Source organism: Roseateles chitinivorans, assembly GCF_050632145.1.
Classification (GTDB): Bacteria; Pseudomonadota; Gammaproteobacteria; order Burkholderiales; family Burkholderiaceae_C; genus Roseateles; species Roseateles chitinivorans_B.
In genome coordinates, this window is record NZ_CP192577.1 from 395,672 (window position 1) to 413,745 (window position 18,074).

18 protein-coding genes and 2 pseudogenes are annotated in these 18,074 nt (G+C 70.3%); 7 read left to right on the plus strand and 13 right to left on the minus strand.

The features are described from left to right. Nucleotide 1: 1 nt before the first annotated feature. Nucleotides 2-964 (plus strand): hypothetical protein, encoded by a 963-nt coding sequence (locus ACQ86G_RS01815; protein WP_431259050.1) that lies wholly within the window; start codon nucleotides 2-4, stop codon nucleotides 962-964. Between the two features lie 105 nt (nucleotides 965-1,069). Here ACQ86G_RS01815 and ACQ86G_RS01820 read toward each other — a convergent pair whose 3' ends face one another. Beyond that, nucleotides 1,070-1,516: a hypothetical protein gene (locus ACQ86G_RS01820; protein ID WP_431259051.1), complete on the minus strand. Its 447-nt coding sequence runs from the start codon at nucleotides 1,514-1,516 to the stop codon at nucleotides 1,070-1,072. A gap of 139 nt (nucleotides 1,517-1,655) precedes the next feature. Beyond that, entirely contained in the window at nucleotides 1,656-2,627 is a 972-nt protein-coding gene (locus tag ACQ86G_RS01825; RefSeq protein ID WP_431259052.1) for a LysR family transcriptional regulator, read from the minus strand. 152 nt (nucleotides 2,628-2,779) lie between these two features. Between ACQ86G_RS01825 and ACQ86G_RS01830 the strand changes: the two are divergent. After that, nucleotides 2,780-3,995 (plus strand): annotated as a pseudogene (locus tag ACQ86G_RS01830) (MFS transporter). Nucleotides 3,996-4,061: 66 nt separating this feature from the next. Here ACQ86G_RS01830 and ACQ86G_RS01835 read toward each other — a convergent pair. The 4 genes from ACQ86G_RS01835 to ACQ86G_RS01850 all read right to left on the minus strand — a co-directional run bounded on the left by ACQ86G_RS01835 (nucleotide 4,062) and on the right by ACQ86G_RS01850 (nucleotide 6,443). Next, a complete protein-coding gene (locus ACQ86G_RS01835) occupies nucleotides 4,062-4,778 on the minus strand; it encodes a hypothetical protein (protein ID WP_431259053.1) in 717 nt (238 codons plus the stop codon). Between the two features lie 113 nt (nucleotides 4,779-4,891). After that, nucleotides 4,892-5,230 (minus strand): hypothetical protein, encoded by a 339-nt coding sequence (locus tag ACQ86G_RS01840; RefSeq protein ID WP_431259054.1) that lies wholly within the window; start codon nucleotides 5,228-5,230, stop codon nucleotides 4,892-4,894. A 47-nt stretch (nucleotides 5,231-5,277) separates the two neighbouring features. Next, nucleotides 5,278-5,688: a VOC family protein gene (locus tag ACQ86G_RS01845; RefSeq protein ID WP_431259055.1), complete on the minus strand. Its 411-nt coding sequence runs from the start codon at nucleotides 5,686-5,688 to the stop codon at nucleotides 5,278-5,280. A 110-nt stretch (nucleotides 5,689-5,798) separates the two neighbouring features. Next, nucleotides 5,799-6,443: a LysE family translocator gene (locus ACQ86G_RS01850; RefSeq protein ID WP_431259056.1), complete on the minus strand. Its 645-nt coding sequence runs from the start codon at nucleotides 6,441-6,443 to the stop codon at nucleotides 5,799-5,801. Between the two features lie 99 nt (nucleotides 6,444-6,542). Between ACQ86G_RS01850 and ACQ86G_RS01855 the strand changes: the two genes are divergently transcribed. Together ACQ86G_RS01855 and ACQ86G_RS01860 are read left to right on the plus strand one after the other, a co-directional pair. After that, the gene (locus tag ACQ86G_RS01855) at nucleotides 6,543-6,956 is read left to right on the plus strand and encodes a VOC family protein (protein ID WP_431259057.1); all 414 of its coding nucleotides are present in this window, start codon (nucleotides 6,543-6,545) and stop codon (nucleotides 6,954-6,956) included. Between the two features lie 63 nt (nucleotides 6,957-7,019). Then, nucleotides 7,020-7,823, plus strand: a complete 804-nt coding sequence (locus ACQ86G_RS01860) for a TlpA family protein disulfide reductase (RefSeq protein WP_431259058.1) — start codon at nucleotides 7,020-7,022, stop codon at nucleotides 7,821-7,823. Here ACQ86G_RS01860 and ACQ86G_RS01865 read toward each other — a convergent pair. Then, nucleotides 7,815-8,348, minus strand: a complete 534-nt coding sequence (locus tag ACQ86G_RS01865; RefSeq protein ID WP_431259059.1) for a GNAT family N-acetyltransferase — start codon at nucleotides 8,346-8,348, stop codon at nucleotides 7,815-7,817. The two genes, ACQ86G_RS01860 and ACQ86G_RS01865, sit on opposite strands and share 9 nt — an antisense overlap. 62 nt (nucleotides 8,349-8,410) lie before the next feature. On the opposite strand from ACQ86G_RS01865, the gene ACQ86G_RS01870 reads away from it, so the two are divergent. From ACQ86G_RS01870 to ACQ86G_RS01880, 3 genes are read left to right on the plus strand one after another with little or no spacing between them, the layout of a single operon-like run. Continuing rightward, nucleotides 8,411-8,908 (plus strand): GNAT family N-acetyltransferase, encoded by a 498-nt coding sequence (locus ACQ86G_RS01870; protein ID WP_431259060.1) that lies wholly within the window; start codon nucleotides 8,411-8,413, stop codon nucleotides 8,906-8,908. Continuing rightward, nucleotides 8,905-9,342, plus strand: coding sequence for a GNAT family N-acetyltransferase (locus ACQ86G_RS01875; RefSeq protein WP_431259061.1), 438 nt, complete (start codon nucleotides 8,905-8,907; stop codon nucleotides 9,340-9,342). Before ACQ86G_RS01870 ends, ACQ86G_RS01875 begins: the two co-directional genes overlap by 4 nt. A gap of 49 nt (nucleotides 9,343-9,391) precedes the next feature. Next, nucleotides 9,392-10,030: a DJ-1/PfpI family protein gene (locus tag ACQ86G_RS01880; RefSeq protein WP_431259062.1), complete on the plus strand. Its 639-nt coding sequence runs from the start codon at nucleotides 9,392-9,394 to the stop codon at nucleotides 10,028-10,030. A gap of 61 nt (nucleotides 10,031-10,091) precedes the next feature. Here ACQ86G_RS01880 and ACQ86G_RS01885 read toward each other — a convergent pair whose 3' ends face one another. The 6 genes and pseudogenes from ACQ86G_RS01885 to ACQ86G_RS01910 all read right to left on the minus strand — a co-directional run. Then, a complete protein-coding gene (locus ACQ86G_RS01885) occupies nucleotides 10,092-11,258 on the minus strand; it encodes a VWA domain-containing protein (RefSeq protein ID WP_431261309.1) in 1,167 nt (388 codons plus the stop codon). Between the two features lie 86 nt (nucleotides 11,259-11,344). Then, nucleotides 11,345-13,681 (minus strand): DUF5682 family protein, encoded by a 2,337-nt coding sequence (locus tag ACQ86G_RS01890; RefSeq protein ID WP_431259063.1) that lies wholly within the window; start codon nucleotides 13,679-13,681, stop codon nucleotides 11,345-11,347. 52 nt (nucleotides 13,682-13,733) lie between these two features. Then, nucleotides 13,734-14,840 (minus strand): ATP-binding protein, encoded by a 1,107-nt coding sequence (locus tag ACQ86G_RS01895; RefSeq protein ID WP_431259064.1) that lies wholly within the window; start codon nucleotides 14,838-14,840, stop codon nucleotides 13,734-13,736. Continuing rightward, nucleotides 14,837-16,489, minus strand: coding sequence for a DUF5691 domain-containing protein (locus tag ACQ86G_RS01900; protein ID WP_431259065.1), 1,653 nt, complete (start codon nucleotides 16,487-16,489; stop codon nucleotides 14,837-14,839). The genes ACQ86G_RS01895 and ACQ86G_RS01900 overlap by 4 nt, the downstream gene beginning before the upstream one ends. Continuing rightward, nucleotides 16,486-17,739 (minus strand): SWIM zinc finger family protein, encoded by a 1,254-nt coding sequence (locus ACQ86G_RS01905; RefSeq protein ID WP_431261556.1) that lies wholly within the window; start codon nucleotides 17,737-17,739, stop codon nucleotides 16,486-16,488. Before ACQ86G_RS01905 ends, ACQ86G_RS01900 begins: the two co-directional genes overlap by 4 nt. After that, a pseudogene (locus ACQ86G_RS01910) lies at nucleotides 17,739-18,059 on the minus strand (hypothetical protein); the annotation flags it as partial. The gene ACQ86G_RS01905 and the pseudogene ACQ86G_RS01910, both read right to left, overlap by 1 nt. Between the last annotated feature and the right edge of the window lie 15 nt (nucleotides 18,060-18,074).

An 18,074-nucleotide genomic window follows, 5' to 3' on the forward strand; every position in this document is an offset into this window, starting at 1 on the left:
CATGGCTCGATTCCTTTCACTCGTCGCCGCGCTGGCGGTGCAGGCCGCGGTGGCGGCGCCCGCCGCGATGGCGCAGGACAGCGTCAAGCTCAACATGGTGCCGCTGCCGTCGTCGCGGCAGCAGGTGGACATGACGATGGACATGAAGATGAACATGTCCATGGAGCTGCCGCCCGAAGCGACCGAGCAGCAACGCGCGCAGATGGCGCAGATGCAGGCCACGATGCCGATCACGATGAAGATCGGCATGCGCCAGGACCTGTCGACGACGGCCAAGGGGCCGGACGGCTCGTACACCTTGAACGCCGAGGTCGCGACGCTCAAGAGCGAGATGCGCGACGCGACGGGGCAGTCGCGCCCGATGCCCGCGCAGGGGCCAGTGCGCTTCTCCGCGCGGCTGAAGGACGACCAGTTCGAGAAGATCGATCTGCAACTGCCCAATGCCGCGCAGGCGCAGGCCTTGAGCAAGGAGATGCAAGAACAGGTCTTCAACCAGAGCTTCGACTGGATGCGCAAGTTCAACGGCAAGACGCTGAAGGTCGGCGAGACCATCGAGGTGCCGATCGAGATGAACGTGCCGATGGCGGGTGCGAAGGCCGGCAAGCTGCTGGGGCGCTACACGCTGACGTCGGTCAGCAAGGGTGTCGCGTCCTTCGCCGTGGAGGTGCGCATGGACATGAGCTTCGCCGCGCCGGCCAAGCCGGCATCGGGCGCATCGTCGCCGGCTTCGGGACCTCTCGAAGGCGCGATGACCGGCTCGGGCAAGGGCAGGATGGATCTGCGGATGGCGGACCGGTTGATGCTGCGCAACACGATGGCGATGACCATGGGGGTGGACATGGCCGGGCCGCAGGGCAACAAGATGCGCATGGACATGGAGATGGCCATGAGCGGCACCGGCAAGACGCTGCCTCCGGCGGCGAAGAAGCCGGCCGCGCCGGCCAAGCCCGCGCCCAAGGGCTGAATCGGGCGCTGCCACGCCTTTGGGTAAGAGCCCTGACGGCACCATGAAGAAGACCGCCCGAGGGCGGTCTTTCTTCTTCGGCAGGCCATCGACGTCGCTCCCATCTCAACCGACGAACTTCAATACCGTCACCAGCACGCCCAGCAGCCCGACGCTGCTGCACATCACGACCACCGTGGACTTGTGAATGTCCGACAGGCGCTGAAAAAAGTCCGCCCTCAGATCGGAGATGCTCGACTCCAGCCTCCGGATGTCGGACTTGGTCTCGACCGTGAGGTCCGAGATGCTCGACTCGAGCCTCCGGATGTCGGACTTGGTCTCGACCTTGAGGTCCGAGATGCTCGACTCCAGCCCTCGGATATCGGACTTGGTCTCGACCGTGAGGTCCGAGATGCTGGACTCCAGGGTCCTGATATCGGCCGTGGTGGCGACCCCCTTCTGAGCCTCACGGACTTCCTCAGCGACGCCACTGCGGATGGCCGTGGCGGCATGGCGGGCATCCGCATCAGGCACGCCCGCGCTCTTCAACGCCAGAAACACTTCGATTTCCATTCATCACCTCACTCTCGGAAAGTGGATACGAAGGCAGAAATCTACGCGTCGCGGCAAGTCCTGGCACTGACTGGTTCTGGTGTTCTTTGTCGTGATTCGGGACCAATGAGCCGTTCTGATCCTCATTCTTCAGTGAGCATCACGTCCTGGCGCGGCGGCGCACCTCACGCATTCCCCGCATCGTCGGAATGACCTCGCGCATCACCTGCTGGAACGCGCGCAGACGCGCGGGCTGGAGTCGGCGCGACGGATAGACGAGTGAAATCGGAAGGGCCGTCGCGCACCATTCGGGCAGGATGCGCACGAGGCGTCCTTCGGCCATGTCGTCGAAGACGGCCCATTGCGACACCAGCGCGAGGCCCAATCCCCGACGCGCCGACTCGATCAGCGCGAAGAGGCTGTCCGTCCCCAGGCGCGGACGGAACGCGATGTGCATGCGCTCTTCGCCGTCCGCGGCGCGCAGGTCCACACCATCGCGATAGAACGCCAGCAATGCCAGCCACGGTTGCGCACCGAGCAGTGCCGCGATCTCCTCCGGCGGCCGCTTGCCCAGGCCCTTCGGCAGCTTCTTCGCGAGCTGCGGCGTCGCGACCAGCACGCGGGGGATCTCGGCCAGCTGCGTCGCGATCAGGTTGGGCTGGCTGATCTCGCCGACCAGCAGCGAGCAGTCGACGTTCTCGCGGCTGAAGTCCGGCAACTGGTCCTGCAGCATCCATTCCACCGACACGCGCGGATGCCGGGTGAGGAAGGCCGCGAGCGGCTCGATCAACTGGCTTTGTCCGAAGGCATGCGGGACACGCAGCCGCAGCGTGCCGGACAGCTCCTCGCCGCCCTCGAGTTCCTCCGCCAGCGATTGCCAGCCGTCGATCAGGTCCTGGGCCTGCGCGGCGCAGCGCTCGCCCTCCTCCGTCAACCGGAGTCCGCGCGTCGAGCGCTCGACCAGGCGTGCGCCGAGCAGCGACTCCAGCATCTGCACGCGCCGGCTGACGGTCGGTTGCGTGGTCGCGAGCTGCAGCGCGGCGGCGGAGAAGCTGCCCGCCTCCGCCACGCGGAGGAAGGTCTGCAGCAGTGCGAGGCGGTCCTGGCCGCTGTCCCGGTTGGCGTCGTTCATGGCTCGCTTTATACGCCGTGCGTATGGGCGCTGTGCGAGCCGGCCCGGTTCCCGCGCTGCCCCTGAATACGAAGAATGCAGGGCATCCGGTCCTCACCCGACCTTCCGCACTTCTTCTTCACGCCCTCTTGAATCATCCTCCGGGAGTTGCCATGTCCAGCCTTCCCATGCCTTCGACCGCCGCCGCCGTGCCACGCGACCCTGCCACCCCGTCCGCATCGCTGATCGTGCTGCTGGCGGCGTCCGCCGGCCTCGGCGCCGCGTCGCTGTATTACAGCCAGCCGATCCTGGCGCCGCTGGCCGAGGACCTGCACGCCTCGACCGCCGGCATCGGCGCGGTACCGATGCTGACGCAGCTTCGGCTACGCCGCCGGCATCCTGTTGCTGACGCCGCTGGGCGACCGCTTCGATCGCCGCAAGGTCATCCTCACCAAGTTCGTGCTGTTGATCGCCACGCTGCTGCTGTGTGCGTTCGCGCCGGGCTTCGCGCCCTTCCTCGTGGCCAGCGCGGTGCTGGGCCTGACGGCCACGCTGGCGCAGGACGTCGTGCCGATGGCCGCAACCCTTAGCCCCATGGCGCATCGCGGTCGCATCGTCGGCCAGGTGATGACGGGATTGCTGCTCGGCATCCTGCTGTCGCGCGTGATGAGCGGCGTGATCGCGCAGGCATTCGGCTGGCGCTGGGTCTACGGACTGGCGGCGCTGGCGCTGACGGTCACGGGACTGGCCAGCTGGCGCTGGCTGCCGTCCTCGCCGCCGGCGATGCGCACCACGTATGGCGCGCTGCTGCGCTCGCTCGGCGGGCTGTGGCGGACGCTCCCGACCCTGCGCCGCGCCGCGATCGCCCAGGCGTTGTTGGCGGTGGCCTTCAGCGCGTTCTGGTCGACGCTGGCCGTGATGCTGCACGAGCGTTTCGGCCTGGGCAGCGCGGTCTCCGGCGCGTTCGGCCTGGCGGGCGCGGCGGGAGCGCTGGCCGCGCCGCTGGCGGGCCGTTTCGCCGACCGGCGCGGTCCCGGCGTGGTCACGAAGCTGGGCTCGCTGCTGGTGGCGCTGTCCTTCGCGGTGATGTCGGTGACGGCGTGGCTGGATCGCGGCGCGGCCATCGTCGTGCTGGTCGTGCTCGCCATCGTGTTCGACTTCGGCGTGCAAGCCGCGCTGGTCGCGCACCAGACGATCGTCTACAGCCTCGATCCGGCCGCGCGCAGCCGCCTCAACGCGCTGCTGTTCACGGGGATGTTCATCGGCATGGCGACCGGCGCCGCGCTGGGCAGCGTGCTGCTGACCCACTGGGGATGGGTCGGCGTGACGGCCCTGGCGACGGTGGCGAGCGTCGGCGCGTTGCTGGTGCGGCTCACCGCGGACGAGTGAGGACGCCGCGCAGGCATGGGCGGAGGTCGTCGACGGGACGGCCCCGCGGCATCACCGCCGTGTCCGTCAGGCGGGCCGGCGCGCGATCGCCTCGTCCGTCAGGATCGGCTGATCCGCGCAGACCCGTTCCCACAGATCCTGGTAGACGAGCACCTCCGGCACCACGAGCTCACGGAGCGACTCGGGCACGTTCTGCACCTCGAAGTACTGCTCCCTGCCGTCCGGCATCGTCCGGAACACTTCCTCGTAGTCTTCCGAGTCGAGGTCCTGCCGGGCATCGAAGCGCACCAGGGCCTCGAGCCTGCCGGCGCTCATCATGTGCTCGTCCTGGAGCCACAGGGTCGTGCGGACGCGGCCCTTGAGCCACAGCTCGCCGTGGTTGTAGCAGCTGACGACCGCCTCGGCGATGTCGGCGTCGCCATGGGCCGTGATGGTCGCGCCGCCGCTGGCGATCGCACGCGCGGTCAGGTGGCCGGTCACGACCAGGAACGGCCCGCCTTCCTTGTTGATGTTGAGCACCGAGCCGCCGAGCCGCAGGTCGCCGATCACGGCAATGCCGGCGATGTCGAACCCCTGCGCGTTTTCGGGAATGCCGAAGCCCGCCGGCCACGCCGCGTCGCCCCAGCCCGGCCAGTCGAGGACCAGCGAGCCGTCGAGGTGCCAGTCGCCCTCGTGGACGAGCACGTGATGGTTCGACAGATCGCGCAGGTAGTTCATCGACGACGAGGACAGACCGAATCGTTCGGCCGCCTCGGCGCAGGTCATCACGGAGAACTGGGGCATGGCTCGCGGTGCGGGAATGGCAATGCGGAGATGCTAGCGAGCGGCACACCGATTCCGACGTCGGCGGGTCGGCTGAAAGTCACTTCCTGCATGCGCGGCAGGGGCCGGGATCGCTACTCCGCCCACGCCGGCTTGCGCGTCGTCGCGCAGAAGCGTGTCGCCTCGTCCTTGCCCATCGGCTCCACGTGCGGGTCCAGCGGCTGAAGCACGGTCATCACGGCGGGATTGCCGCGGTACTTCCTCTTCAACGCGGCCAGGCGCGCGTCGGTGCCGGGGCAGCTCTGACACATGCCCCACTCGATGTCCCGCCGACGCTCCGCGTCGCCTTCCCCCGGCTCGCCGAGCCAATGCGTGCAGGTCCCGTGTCGTTCGACGAGCGCCGTCACCTCCGCCGGGAGCGCCGCGGGCGCCGCGGAGGCCGACAGGGACAACAACGCGGCGAGGCCTGCCATCGCGCCTCGGGCGACGAGTCGCTGGAACGACGGATCGCCGGAGGCCCTCACGCGCCCTCCGTCGGCGACGGCACCGCGTCATGGCACACCACGCACAGCTTGTTCCCGTCCGGATCGCGGAAGTAGGCGCCGTAGTAGTTCGGGTGGTAATGCGGTCGCGGGCCGGGTTCGCCTTCACAGGTGCCGCCGTGGGCGATCGCAGCGGCATGGACCTCGTCGACCATCGCGCGCGATGCCGCCATGAAGGCGGTCATCTGTCCGTTGCCGAAGCAGGCCTCGCCCTCGAGCGGCCGACCGATCAGGAACAGCGGTCGCACGGTCTGGGCGGACTGCCAACCGGCGCGCTGAGACGTCGGATCGGTGAACCGGTGCGGCTGCTTCAGCGCCGCCATCACCGGCGTGTAGAACGCCAGCGCACGATCGAAGTCGGTGATGCCGACGAACAGATGAGAGAACACGCTTTCCTCCACGCCGGGATGCCGGCCATCACGTCGACATTAGCAGGCCGGCCCGCGCCTGCCGGAAGCAAGGACGCCGATCTTTCGGGGGCTCGCAGCGGCGCCGGGCCTCATTGCGTGCGGCCGCGCCAGCCCAGCAGGCTGACACCCAGCGCGACGAAGCACGCGCCGAAGGTCCGGTTCATCAGCTTCACGCGCGTCGGCGAGGCCAGCCCGCGCCGCAGTGCCCGCGCCAGCAGCACGTAGAACGCATGCGCCAGGACCGCGCAGGACGAGAAGGTCAGCGTCAGCACGACGAAGTCGCGCATCGCCGACTCCGGGTGGTTCATGAACTGCGGGAACAGCGCGGAGAAAAACAGGATCGCCTTCGGGTTCGTGAGCGCGACCATCACGCCGCGCGAGAACAGGGCCCGGCGCGTCAGCCCCGCCGCTTCCGCTGCGGCGGTGTCGCCGGAGGCCATGGACATCCGCGCGCCCTGGCGCCACTGCTTGATGCCCAACCAGATCAGGTAGCAGGCGCCGAGCAGCTTCACGACGAGGAAGGCCATCGATGAGGTGCTCAGCAGCACGCCCAGGCCGACCGCCGTCGCCGCGGACACGGCCAGCAGGCCCGTCGCGTTGCCCAGCGAGCCCACCATCGCCCGTCGCGGTCCGACACTGAGCGAATTCGAGATCGCCATCAGCACGCCGGGTCCCGGCGTGAACGTGACGAACAGCGCCACACTGACAAAGCCCAACCAGCTGGTCACATCCACCGCGATCTCCCTAGCGCACGACACAGAGAACACCGATGTTAGCGGCGACGGCTTCAGGGCTAGGATCGTCCGATCGATCACCCCTGCCCGGGAGTCCCCATGCGATCCGTGTTCCACCTGGCCTATCACGTGCGAGACCTGGACGACGCCCGCGCCTTCTACGGCGGCGTGCTCGGCTGCGAGGAGGGCCGCAGCACCGACACCTGGGTCGACTTCGACTTCTTCGGCCACCAGATCTCGCTGCACCTCGGCGAGCCGTTCAAGACCGGCAACACCGGCAAGGTCGGCGACCACCTGGTGCCGATGCCGCACCTCGGCGTGATCCTGGCGATGCCGGACTGGCGCGCGCTCGCCGACCGGCTGGAGTCGCGCGGCACCGACTTCGTGCTCAAGCCCAGCATCCGCTTCGCCGGCCAGCCCGGCGAGCAGGCGACGATGTTCTTCCTCGACCCGTCGGGCAATCCGATCGAGGTCAAGGGCTTCGCCTCCACGGACGGGATCTTCGCGACCTGATCAGGCGGCGATGACCGTCCACACGTCCGTCCCTGCCCGCGACCGCCTCCCCGCCCAGCCGCGATGAACGAGGCCGTCGCCCTCGGCCCCCTGGTGCTGCCGTGGGCCTTCCTGCATCTCTGCGTCGCGATCGCCGCGTCGCTCGCCGTCGCCGCGCTGCTCACGCGCCGGCACAAGCCGGACGCGGGCCCGCTGCTGTGGCGCAGTCTCTGGATCGCGCTCGTGTTCGCGCGGCTCGGTTTCCTCTACCAGTACAAGGAGCTCTATGCGGAGCACCCGCTCAGCGTCCTCAACCTTCGTGACGGCGGCTGGTCGCCCGAGGTCGGCATCATCGCGATGTGGATGTACGCGACCTTCCAGCTGAGGAACTCGCCGGCAATGCGCCTCTCGGCGACAGTGCCACTCGCGCTGGGCACCGCGATCGTGATCGCGGGGCAGATCCAGCTCGTCATGCGGCCCGCGGCCGAACCGCTGCCGGCATTGCGCTTCGAGCAGTTGAACGGCGAGCCCATCGATCTCGCCGCGCTGCGCGGCAAGCCGGTGCTGATCAACCTGTGGGCGACCTGGTGCGGGCCATGCATCCGAGAGATGCCGATGCTCGAGCAGGCGCAGCACGACCAGACGGATGTGCACTTCGTCTTCATCAACCAGGGCGAGGATGCCGCCCATGTCGCGAAGTGGCTCGGACAGCAGCGCCTGACGCTGGGCAACGTCGCCATCGATGAACGCCGCCAGGCCAGCGCGGTGTTCAAGCAGGCGGGGTATCCCACCACGCTGCTCTTCGACGCCTCGGGGCGACTCGTCGGGAAGCGGACCGGCGAGCTGTCGCAGCCGGCGTTGGCGGCGATGTTGACGCGGCTACGTTGAGGCCGGCAGCCTCACGAAGAGCCGGTCGGACGCATCGATCTCAAAGCTCCGGGAGAGGTCGGCATCGGCACCGGTGAAACCGAGCCGCGCCAGCAAGGCGATCGAGCGCGCGTTGCCGGCGTCCACCGATGCCAGCCATCGTCGAACGCCGTGAGCGCTGCGGAGGTAGTCGATCATCGCGGCCACCGCCCGCGTCGCATGGCCCTGCCCTCGCCCTTCGGGCGCGAGCACGTAGGCGATCCAGCAGGTATCCGGCGACTCGACCGTCGCCTGCGCATAGCCGATCAACCGACCGTCCTCCCGACGGATCATCCAGTTGAACCACTGCTCACCGCCGTCGGGCGACTGGCCCTTCGCACGGCGCGCATAGGCCTCGCGCAGCCATTCGAGCGTGGGGGGCCCTTCCTCATCGAGGAACTCGTAGATCGACGGATCGGCGAGCACCGCATGCATCTCATCGGCATGTTCGACGGAGACGGGTTCGAGGCGCAGCGGTGGTGCGTCCAGTGGCGGGAATGCAGGCATGGCAACAGTGTCCATCAAGCGCCGAGCGCCTAACATGGCTGATCCCCTGACGCCCATCAGCCATGCAGCTTCGCCCACTCTCCCTCGCCGACACTTCCGCCATCCACCTGGTGGCCGAGCGCATGCGCGAGACCTTGATCGAGGTCGAGGGCGAGGCCGCCGGCGGGACCATGTATTCGATGGACTGGCTGCGCGACCGCGTGTGCTGGCACCTGGACGGCCGGGCCGCGGAAGTCGTCGTCGCCGAGGATGCGACGGGCGGCATCGTCGGACACACGATCTACCGCGTCGAGTCCGATGGCGCCGCGCCGTTCGGTCTGATCTCGACGACCTACGTCGCGCCGGAGGCACGCCGGCTCGGCGTCGCGCAACGTCTCCTGGCACGCGCGGAGGACTGGTTCCGCGAGCGGCAGGTGCCGATTTCCTGCACCTGGACGTCGGAGACCAACCGACCGCTCATCGCGCTGTACGCCCGCAACGGCTACGCTGAAGCCGAACGCGGTCCCAATCAACTGACGCAGACGATGATGGTCCGGCTGGCCAAGGCGCTGACCCCATGAGCACCTTCACCACCGCCGCCTTCGACGGCCCCAAGCCGGGTCTGGCCGCGCTGGTCGACGCCGGTCTCGACCAGCACAACGAGGCTGTCGGCGATCACGGCGCCTTCGACGGGCAGCGCGGGCTGTCGAGCGCGGCGCACGACGCCGGCGGCCGTGTCATCGGAGGCGCGGTCGGCCGCACGCTCGGACGCTGCTGCGAGCTCAAGCAGCTCTGGGTCGACGCCGCCCACCGCCACGTCGGGGTCGGCAGTGCCGTCGTCCGCGCTTTCGAGCAGCGCGCGATCGAGCGCGGCTGCGACACCTTCTACCTCAGCACCTTCAGCTTCCAGGCCCGCCCGTTCTACGAGCGGCTCGGCTATGCGGTCCAGCTGGAGATCCCTGGCCACGGCGCGGCGGGCTCGAAGTTCTTCATGGTGAAGAAGATCGCCCTCTGAACACCACGACGGCGCGCCCGGCAGGCACGCACCTTGCCGCCATCCCGGCATGAATACCCCCACCCGCACCGTCCACCTCTACCTCTTCGAAGGCTTCGCCGACTGGGAGGCCGCCTACGCGGTCGCGGGCATCAACACGCCCGAATTCCAGAAGACGCCCGGCGACTGGCAGGTGAAGACCGTCGCCGCCGCCGGCGCCAACCTGGCGCGCTCGATGGGCGGCCTGTCGGTGATGCCCGACATCCGCCTGTCGACGCTGTTCCCCGACGACAGCGAACTGCTGATCCTTCCCGGCGGCGCCGGCTGGGACAAGGGCGAACACATGGAAGCCGCGAAGAAGGCCAGGGAGTTCCTCGACGCCGGCAAGCGCGTCGCCGCGATTTGCGGCGCGACGGCGGGTCTGGCGCGACTCGGCGTGCTCGACGACCGGCAGCACACGAGCAACGCGTTGTCCTACCTGAAGGGCGTGGCCGAGTACGCGGGCAGCGACCGATACGTCGACGAGCCCGTAGTGATCGACCGCGGCCTGCTGACCGCGGGCGGCATGTCGGCGCTGGACTTCGCGCGAGCGATCTTCGACACGCTCGACATCTACGAGCCCGAGACGCTCGAGGCCTGGTACCAGCTCAACAAGACGGGCAAGTCGGCGTACTTCGCGAAGATGGCGCAGGGCGCGAGCGGCCGTTGAGGCCGTTGGGGCCGTTGGGGCCGAACCGTCCGCCTTGCCCGGACCGCGCGGCGACCCCGCCTCAAACGCCCTTCGCCGCCGTCACGATCCCCTGCCCCGCCGCCCACGCGCCGATGTCGTCGCGCCGGATCGCCGCGGCCATCAGGCCCGGGAAGGCGTCGGGTGTGCAGGCGAACGACGGCACACCCAGCGCCGCCAGCTTGGCCGCGAGCGCGCGGTCGTAGGCCGGCGCGCCCTCGTCGCTCAGCGCCAGCAAGGCCACGCACTGCACGCCGCTCTCGACCAGGGACGCCGCGCGCCGCAGCAGTTGCGGTTCGACGCCGCCCTCGTACAGATCGGAGATCAGCACGAAGATCGTGTTGCGCGGCTCGCGGATCAGCGACTGGCAATAGGCCACCGCGCCGTTGATGTCGGTGCCGCCGCCCAGTTGGACGCCGAACAGCAGATCGACGGGATCGTCGAGCTGCTCGGTCATGTCGACCACCGCCGTGTCGAACACGACCAGCTTCGTACTCACCGCCGGCAGCGACGCCAGCACCGCGCCGAAGATGCTCGAGTACACGACCGAATTCGCCATCGATCCGCTCTGGTCGATGCAGAGCACCACCTCGCGCTGCGGCCGCCGCGCCTTGCGGCCGTAGCCATGCAGCGTCTCCGGCACCACGGTGCGCAGTTCCGGCTGCCAGTGGCGCAGGTTGGCGCGGATCGTCCGGTGCCAATCGATCTCCGCCAGCCGCGGACGACGGTTGCGTTGGCTGCGGTCCAGCGCGCCGGTCACGGCCGCGCGCATCGGTTCCTCGAGCCGCTTCATCAACTCGTCGACGACCTGGCGCACGACCCGACGCGCCGTGTCCTTCGTCCCAGCCGGGATCACCCGCGACAAGGCCATGAGATTGGCGACCAGATGCACGTCCGGCTGGACGCCTTGCAGCATCTCGGGCTGCAGCAGCATGTCGCGCAGGTTCAGACGCTCCAGCGCGTCCTTCTGCATCACCTGCACGACGGAACTCGGGAAGTACTTGCGGATGTCGCCGAGCCAGCGCGCCACGCGTGGCGCCGAGTTGCCGCGGCCGCCTCGGCGGTCGTCGCTCAAACCGGCGCCATCGCCGTACAGCGCGCTCAAGGCCTGGTCCATCTCCACCGCGTCGCCGCGCAGGCCGCCGCAGCTGTCCTCGGCCTCGCCGCCGAGCACCAGGCGCCAGCGGCGCAGGCGATCCGCGTCGGTCATCGCGGGGTCAGCCACAGTCGCCGCCGCGATCGCGCCGACATCAGCACCGGGATCCGCCGTCGGATCCGTCAAGTCGTCAGGCGCGCTCATGCCGTCACTCCCAGCATCAGTCGCAGCAGCGGCAACGGAAGCACCGCGTGTGCGTCATCCCAGTCCGCCGCGGCCGTCACGGCGCCGGCACCGCTGCCCTTGCGCGCCGCGCGTTGACCGAGGTCGCGTCGCTCGCCCGCGTCGAAGTGCGCGAAGGTGCGTCGCACCAGCGGCAGCACGCGGATGAAATGTTCGTCGTCGAGTCCGCCCAGCCAGGCGTCCACGAGCGGCCAGACGCCGTCGTGATGCAAGAGCACGACGGCATTGCGGTTCAGGAAGCCGTCCAGCCACGCGGCCGCCTTGCCCGGCTCGGCCGCGCGCGAGAGCTGCAGCGACATCGCCGTGCCCGCGTCGTCGGCCGTGATCAGGCCGTCATCCAGCAGCAGCCGCGTGCAGAGGCCCCGCAGCAACGCGTGCGCGCCCTCGCGCGCCGCCAGCTGCGCGATCGCGGCACGCCATTGCGTCGAGGGGTCGGACCGGCGGCCCGGATCGCGCAGCCGCACCGCCGCCTGCGCGCCGAGCAGCCGATCGCGCACCTGTTCCGCCGCGGCCTCGTCCAGCGAATCGCCCACCAGCGGCAGGCTGATCGCCGCGCGCGTCACGAGACCGTCGAAGACGTGGCCCACCATCGCCGCGTCGGTCTGCCGCACGTTGCCGTAGCGGAAGACGTTGGCCAGCGGCGGCAACGCCCCCAGCAGCTGGTCGGCGTCACCGGTGACCGCCGCATGGTCCTGCAGCGCGCCCGACGCGATCGTCACCGCCTCCGGCAGGTCGGCGAGCAGCACGCGGTCGACGAGCTCCGCCAACGCCGCCAGGTTCGCCGACTGTCCGCATCGCTCGGCGACCGCGCTCGTTGCGGCCTGCGCGACGGACGGTCCCCAGCGACTCGCCTCGATCACGCGCAGCGCGAACTCCGGCTGCCACTGCAGCGTCCAGATCTCGTGGAAGGTCCCGCGCGAGGACTTGCCCGTGCGCGCGATCTCGCCCCAGGGCAGATCGATCAGCCGCAGCCGGTGCAGCAGATGGCTGCGCGCCAGGTCGTTGGGCTGCCGCAGGTCGAGGTCCAGCGTCTTCTGCGTCGCCTCGGGCTTCATGCGCAGCGACTTCTGCAGCTGTTCCAGGTTGCGCTGCAGCGGCACCGTGGGCACGTCGGCCGGCACGCCGCCCAGACGATCGCCGATGACCAGTTCGTCCCGGATGAAGCCGAGCACCGCCTCGTCACCCAGCGTCATGACCGTGCGCGTGGCCTCGTGCAGTTCGTCCAGGCCCGGTGCGGGCCGCTGACGCAGCGCGGCCAGCGTGTCGGCGAGCCGGGCTGCCTCGATCAGGTGGGCGGAGGAGCAGTCGAGGTCGCGCTCGCGCATCAGCCGCGCCACGCGCGCCAGCCAGCCGATCGCGCGGGGACGGCGCTCGCCGTCCTGGCCGCTCAGCCACAGGTGCTCGTACCAGCCGGGCGAGTGGATGCCCGCGCCGTAGCCGCTCTCGCGGGCGAGGTGACGGTAGGTCCACGGCACCCAGGTGCTCGTGACCTTGAGCTTGGGGACGCCCTTGAGCAGCGCCTGGTCCGCCTTGGCGGTGACGTCGGCCCGCAGCCCGCCCAGGTGCCATGCGCCGCAGACGACCGCGATGCGCTCGAAGCCCTCCTTGCGCGCCGCGCGGATGCACTGGCGCATGTGGGCCTCGCGCAGCACCTCGCGGTGGGCGTGAGGCGTCCGGGGATCGAGGGTCTCGTCCTCGCCGGACTCGGCGCGCAGCGTGGTCATCGCCTCGGAGATGGCGGCGAACAGGTCCTCGCCGTCGCCCCGCTCCTCGACCATGTGGTTCCACCAGGCCTCGCCGTCGGCGTAACCCGCCGCGCGGGCGAACCAGTCCAACGGATCGCCGCGGCGCGTCGAGCGTTCATCGGCAGGCTCGGCATCGGATGTCTCCGCCGAGCCAGGCTCCGAGGTTTCAGCGCCTGCGGGCGGGGACTCCGCCGCCTGTCCGGCCGCCTCCTCCCTTGCCTTCTCCAGCGCGAGCGACACGCCGACCGGCAGATCGATGAACCGCACCGGCACGCCGGCCAGCCCGGCCCAGCGCAAGGCCTGCCACTCCGGCGAGAAGCTCGCGAACGGGTGATAGACCGCGCGGCCCGATTCCTCGACGCCATGCGTCAGCAACGCCACCGGCGGCGTCATCGCGGGGTCGAGCACGGCGGCGACGAGGCCGTCCGCCTCGGGCGGACCCTCGATCAGCACGCAGTCGGGCTTCAGCGCCTCGAACGCGGCGAGCAGGCTGCGCGCGCAGCCCGGGCCGTGGTGGCGCACGCCGAAGTAGTGGACCGGATCGCTCATGACCGCTGTGGAAGGCTCGTGGAGGCGTTGGATGGCCGATGGATCCGAGGGTTCAGGACTGCTCGCGGCAGGCGCGGTACAGGTCCTTCCAGTCGGTGCGTTCCTTGACGACCGTCTCGAGGTATTCGTTCCAGACGACCTGGTCCTGCACCGGATCCTTGACGATCGCGCCGAGCAGGCCCGACGCCACGTCGCGCGGACGCAGCACCCCATCGTCGAAGTGGCCGGCCAGCGCCATGCCGCTGTTGATCACCGAGATCGCCTCCGCCGTCGACAGCGTGCCGCTGGGCGACTTCAGCTGCGTCTTGCCGTCCTCGGTGCGGCCGTTGCGCAGCTCGCGGAAGATCTGCACGATGCGCCGCACCTCCTTGAGCGCCGGCGGCTCGGCCGGCAGCTGCAGCGCGACGCCCAGCTCGGCCACGCGCTTGACGACGATGGACACCTCGGCGTCCTCGCTCGCCGGCACCGGCAGCACCACGGTGTTGAAGCGGCGCTTCAGCGCGGCGGACAGTTCGTTGACGCCCTTGTCGCGGTTGTTGGCCGTGGCGATCACGCTGAAGCCGCGCGTGGCCTGCACCTCCGAACCGAGTTCCGGCACCGGCAGCGTCTTCTCCGACAGCACGGTGATCAGGCAGTCCTGCACGTCGGCCGGGATGCGCGTCAGTTCCTCGATCCGCGCGATCTTGCCGTCGCGCATCGCCTTCATCATCGGACTGGGCACCAGCGCCGCCTCGCTCGGCCCGTTGGCCAGCAGCTGCGCATAGTTCCAGCCGTAGCGCAGCTGTTCCTCGCCGGTGCCGGCGGTGCCCTGGATCAGCAGCGTCGAATCGCCGCTCACCGCCGCCGCCAGGTGTTCCGACACCCACGACTTCGCCGTGCCCGGCACGCCGTACAGCAGCAGCGCGCGGTCGGTCGCGAGCGTGGCGACGGCGATCTCCATCAGCCGCTCGTCGCCGATGTATTTGGCGCTGACCTCGAAGCCGTTCTCCAGCGTCCCGCCCATCAGGTAGCGCAACACGGCCCAGGGCGACATCGCCCAGTTCCCCGGGCGCGTCCGCGTGTCCTGGCGCTTCAGCTCGGCGAGCTCCTCGGCGAACTGGTGCTCCGCGTGGCGGCGCAGCACGTGCGAGGCGTTGGCGGTCTCGGTGGAAGTCGTCATGAGGTCCTCGGGATCGGATCGGGTGGGAGGGCTTGCCCCGGAGCGTGCCGGAGTGCGAGCAGGGCGCGGCGCAACGCGGCCGTCTGCGCGACGGCCTGCAGCTGCTCCGCATGGGCGGCGGTCTCGTCGGCGGCGCGGATGTCGGCCAGCGACGCATACGCCGGCAGGCTGTCGGCGTGCACGACCGCGCCGAAGTCGGCCAGCATCGCCCGCACGGCGTAGTCGTCCTTCAGCGTGCCGGCCCGGGCACGGGTCAGCAGTTGGTCGGTCAGCGCCGTCGAGAGCGCCGCGCCGAGCGTCTCGCCGCCACTCGCCGCCGCGATCAGCGCCGACAGGGGCAAGGCCCCCTGCTGCAGATGTCGCAGCCAGTGCCGCTCGCGCCGGGCTTGCGGCAGCCAGTTGAGCGCCTGCGCGGCCTGGTGCATCTGCAGCGGGACGTTCACCTGCGCTTGCGCCTGCGCCGGGTCGCTGCCGGCACCGGTGATCTGGGAGGCGTCGAGGAAAGCTTCGCACCACGCGACGTCGCGCGTCGCGGCGAGGGCATCGAACCAGCCGCGCTTCAGCGCGTCGGCCCAATCGGTCCTGGCGGCCCAGCCGAGGAGTTCTGCGGGCGTCATCGCGGTCGTCGTGGTCCACCAGTCCAGCGGGACCTGGCGCACCAGCTGATGGAGCCACCACGCGCGTTCGCCGAGCTTCTCGCTCGTCGGGCGGGCGGCGACGACCTGATCCGCCGCCCAGTCCGGCGCCGCGGCCTCCGGCGCGTCGATGGCCCACTGCTGGCGCAGCAACTGGCGCTCCGGCCTCAGCAAAGGCGCGATCCGTTCGATCGCGCGACGCGGATGCGCGGCATCCGGCAGGCGCAGCAGCAGGTCGAGCGCGACGTCGCGCACTTCACGGCTGCGGTCCGCGCGCAGACGGTCGAGCAAGGGCTCATCGTCCATGCCGAGTCGGACCGCGAGTTGCGCCGCCAGATCGGCACGCTCCTTCGCGGCGAGTTCCGTCATCGCCGATTCGAAACGGCGCCGGCCGGCCGCCGCGTCGGTCGCGCGCTCGCGGGCGAGGAAGGCGCGACGCTGCTCCAGCGTGCCGTCGGTCCACTGCGTCTCGCCGGGCGCCTCACCGCCCGCGCCGGCGGCGTAGTGCCAGTCCTCGCGCTGCCGGGCCAGCCACAGCCCGCGTTCGCCGAGCACCGGCAGCAACGGGCCGCGCAGTGCGACGGCACGTCGTCCGACATCGAGCGCCAGCGGCAGCAGCATCTCCGGCAGTCGCAGGCCCGCCGCGGCCAGATCCGCGAAGACCTGCTGCTGCAGACGCCCGGGCGCGTCCGTGAGGGCCCAGCGGAGCAGCGCCCGCAGCGAACCCGAGCCGGCGACACCGTCCAGACGTTCGGGAACGACAGGCAGTCGGTCGTCCGCGGCGGCTTGCAGCGGCGAAGCCGACCAGGCGCGATCCTGCGTGCCCGCGGCTTCGCACGTCGCGATCACCGCCATCGCGCGCAAGACCTGCCCCGCGGGACTGTCCGCGACATCGGCGGCCTGTGTGGCGCGCGCCACCAGCGCGCCGATGTCGCCGGGCCATTCGGGGCAGGGCCCCGGCTGTCGATCCGTACCCACCATCGCGACGGGCAGCAGCGGCGTCCACGCGCTCATGCGGCGCTCCTCGCCCAGGCGGGCGCTGTCGTCCCCGACCGCCACGCGGTCAACGGGCGCAGCGCGCGGCCGTCCCATTCGCCCATCACGGCGAGCGGATGCCCGCCGGCGACCGCCATCAGCGACCACCAGTCGGCATCGCCGACCCGCAGCGGCACGGCACGGCCGTCGGCGGTCAGATGCGGGCCGGCTTCCGAGGCGACCGGCGTCGCGTTGGCGAGCACGACGGGATGCAGCAATGCAAAGGGATGGGCGGCCACGCGTTCAGCGACGCGTTGCCATTCGTCCGACCAGGCGTCGGAACCGACGACAGGCGCAATCCCGGACGCACCCTCCGGTTCGGACACTGATCTCGGTTCGGATCCGGGACCGGATCCGGATTCGGATTCGGATTCGGGCGTGAGCAGCGGCGCGGCATCGACAGCCAGCGCGCGCAAGGGCGCATTGCCGGGATAGAACGCGAGCGTCAGGTCGGCGGCGATGCCGGGCAACCACAGGCCTTCGAAGCCGCGACCGCCGTGCGTGTGATCGAGGAGCCACGCCCGCCGGCCCGAGCGCGCGCCATGCAGCCAGACGCGGCGTTCGTTGAGACGCCCCTCGCGCTCCTCGACGATCACGCCGAGCACCGCCCAGCGATCGGTGACGCGCTCCCCGGTGGCGAGCACCTCGGCCTGGTCGAGCGGCCAGCCGCAGACGGTGCGCAGATCGGCTTGAACGGGCGCCGGCAGCGTCTCGCGACGGGCAAGGCCCTCGCAGGCGAGCTGCAACAGACCCAGCCGGGCGAGCGTGCGTTCCGGCCAGTCGGTGCCGACGCGCCAGCCGTCCGCGGCGGCGGCGATGCGCTGACCGAGGCCCGGCGCCTGGGCATCCACCATCCGCGCCGCCATCGTCCGCCAGCCACGGATCGCGGCGTCGTCGAGCGCGCCGAGGCCACGGCCGATCTGGTCGCCAAGCCAACGTTGCAGTTCGGCGGCGGCGTCCTCGATGCGACGCCACCGCTGCGACTCACGCTTGATCGCATTGTCGGGATCGGCGAGCGCCGACGCGGCCTGCGCGGGATCGACACCGTCGGCGATCTGCGCGGCACGCTCGGTCGCGCGCTCGACGGCCTTCTGGTCGCGCTCCCCCTTCTTCTGCGCCCGATCGCCGCGCGAGGCGATCCATTCGGCGACCCAGGGGGCGGCTCGCTGGCGGTGAAGCGGGAGGCGTCCTGCGCCCTGAGCATCAGCAGCGCCAGCCCGTGCTTGCACGGGAACTTGCGACTCGGACAGGAGCAGCGGAAGGCGGGGCCGTTGAGGTCGACCTGCGTCTGATACGGCTTGGAACCGCTGCCCTGGCACTCGCCCCAGACGGCGGCGTCATCGGCACCGAGCAACGGCCATTTGGCCGGCGAGGTCAGTCCTCGCGCGGCCTTCGCCGATGCCTCGTCCGGCGCCAGCGCCAGCACGCCCTCCATGGTCAGCGACATGCTGGCCCGCTCCCTGGTCGAATCGTTGTGGGTGAATTTGCAGGCGAGTCTAGCTGCAGTGAATGACACCGCGCCCGCCCGGTTCCCGGGGCAGCGCTGCATGTCGCCGCGACGGCG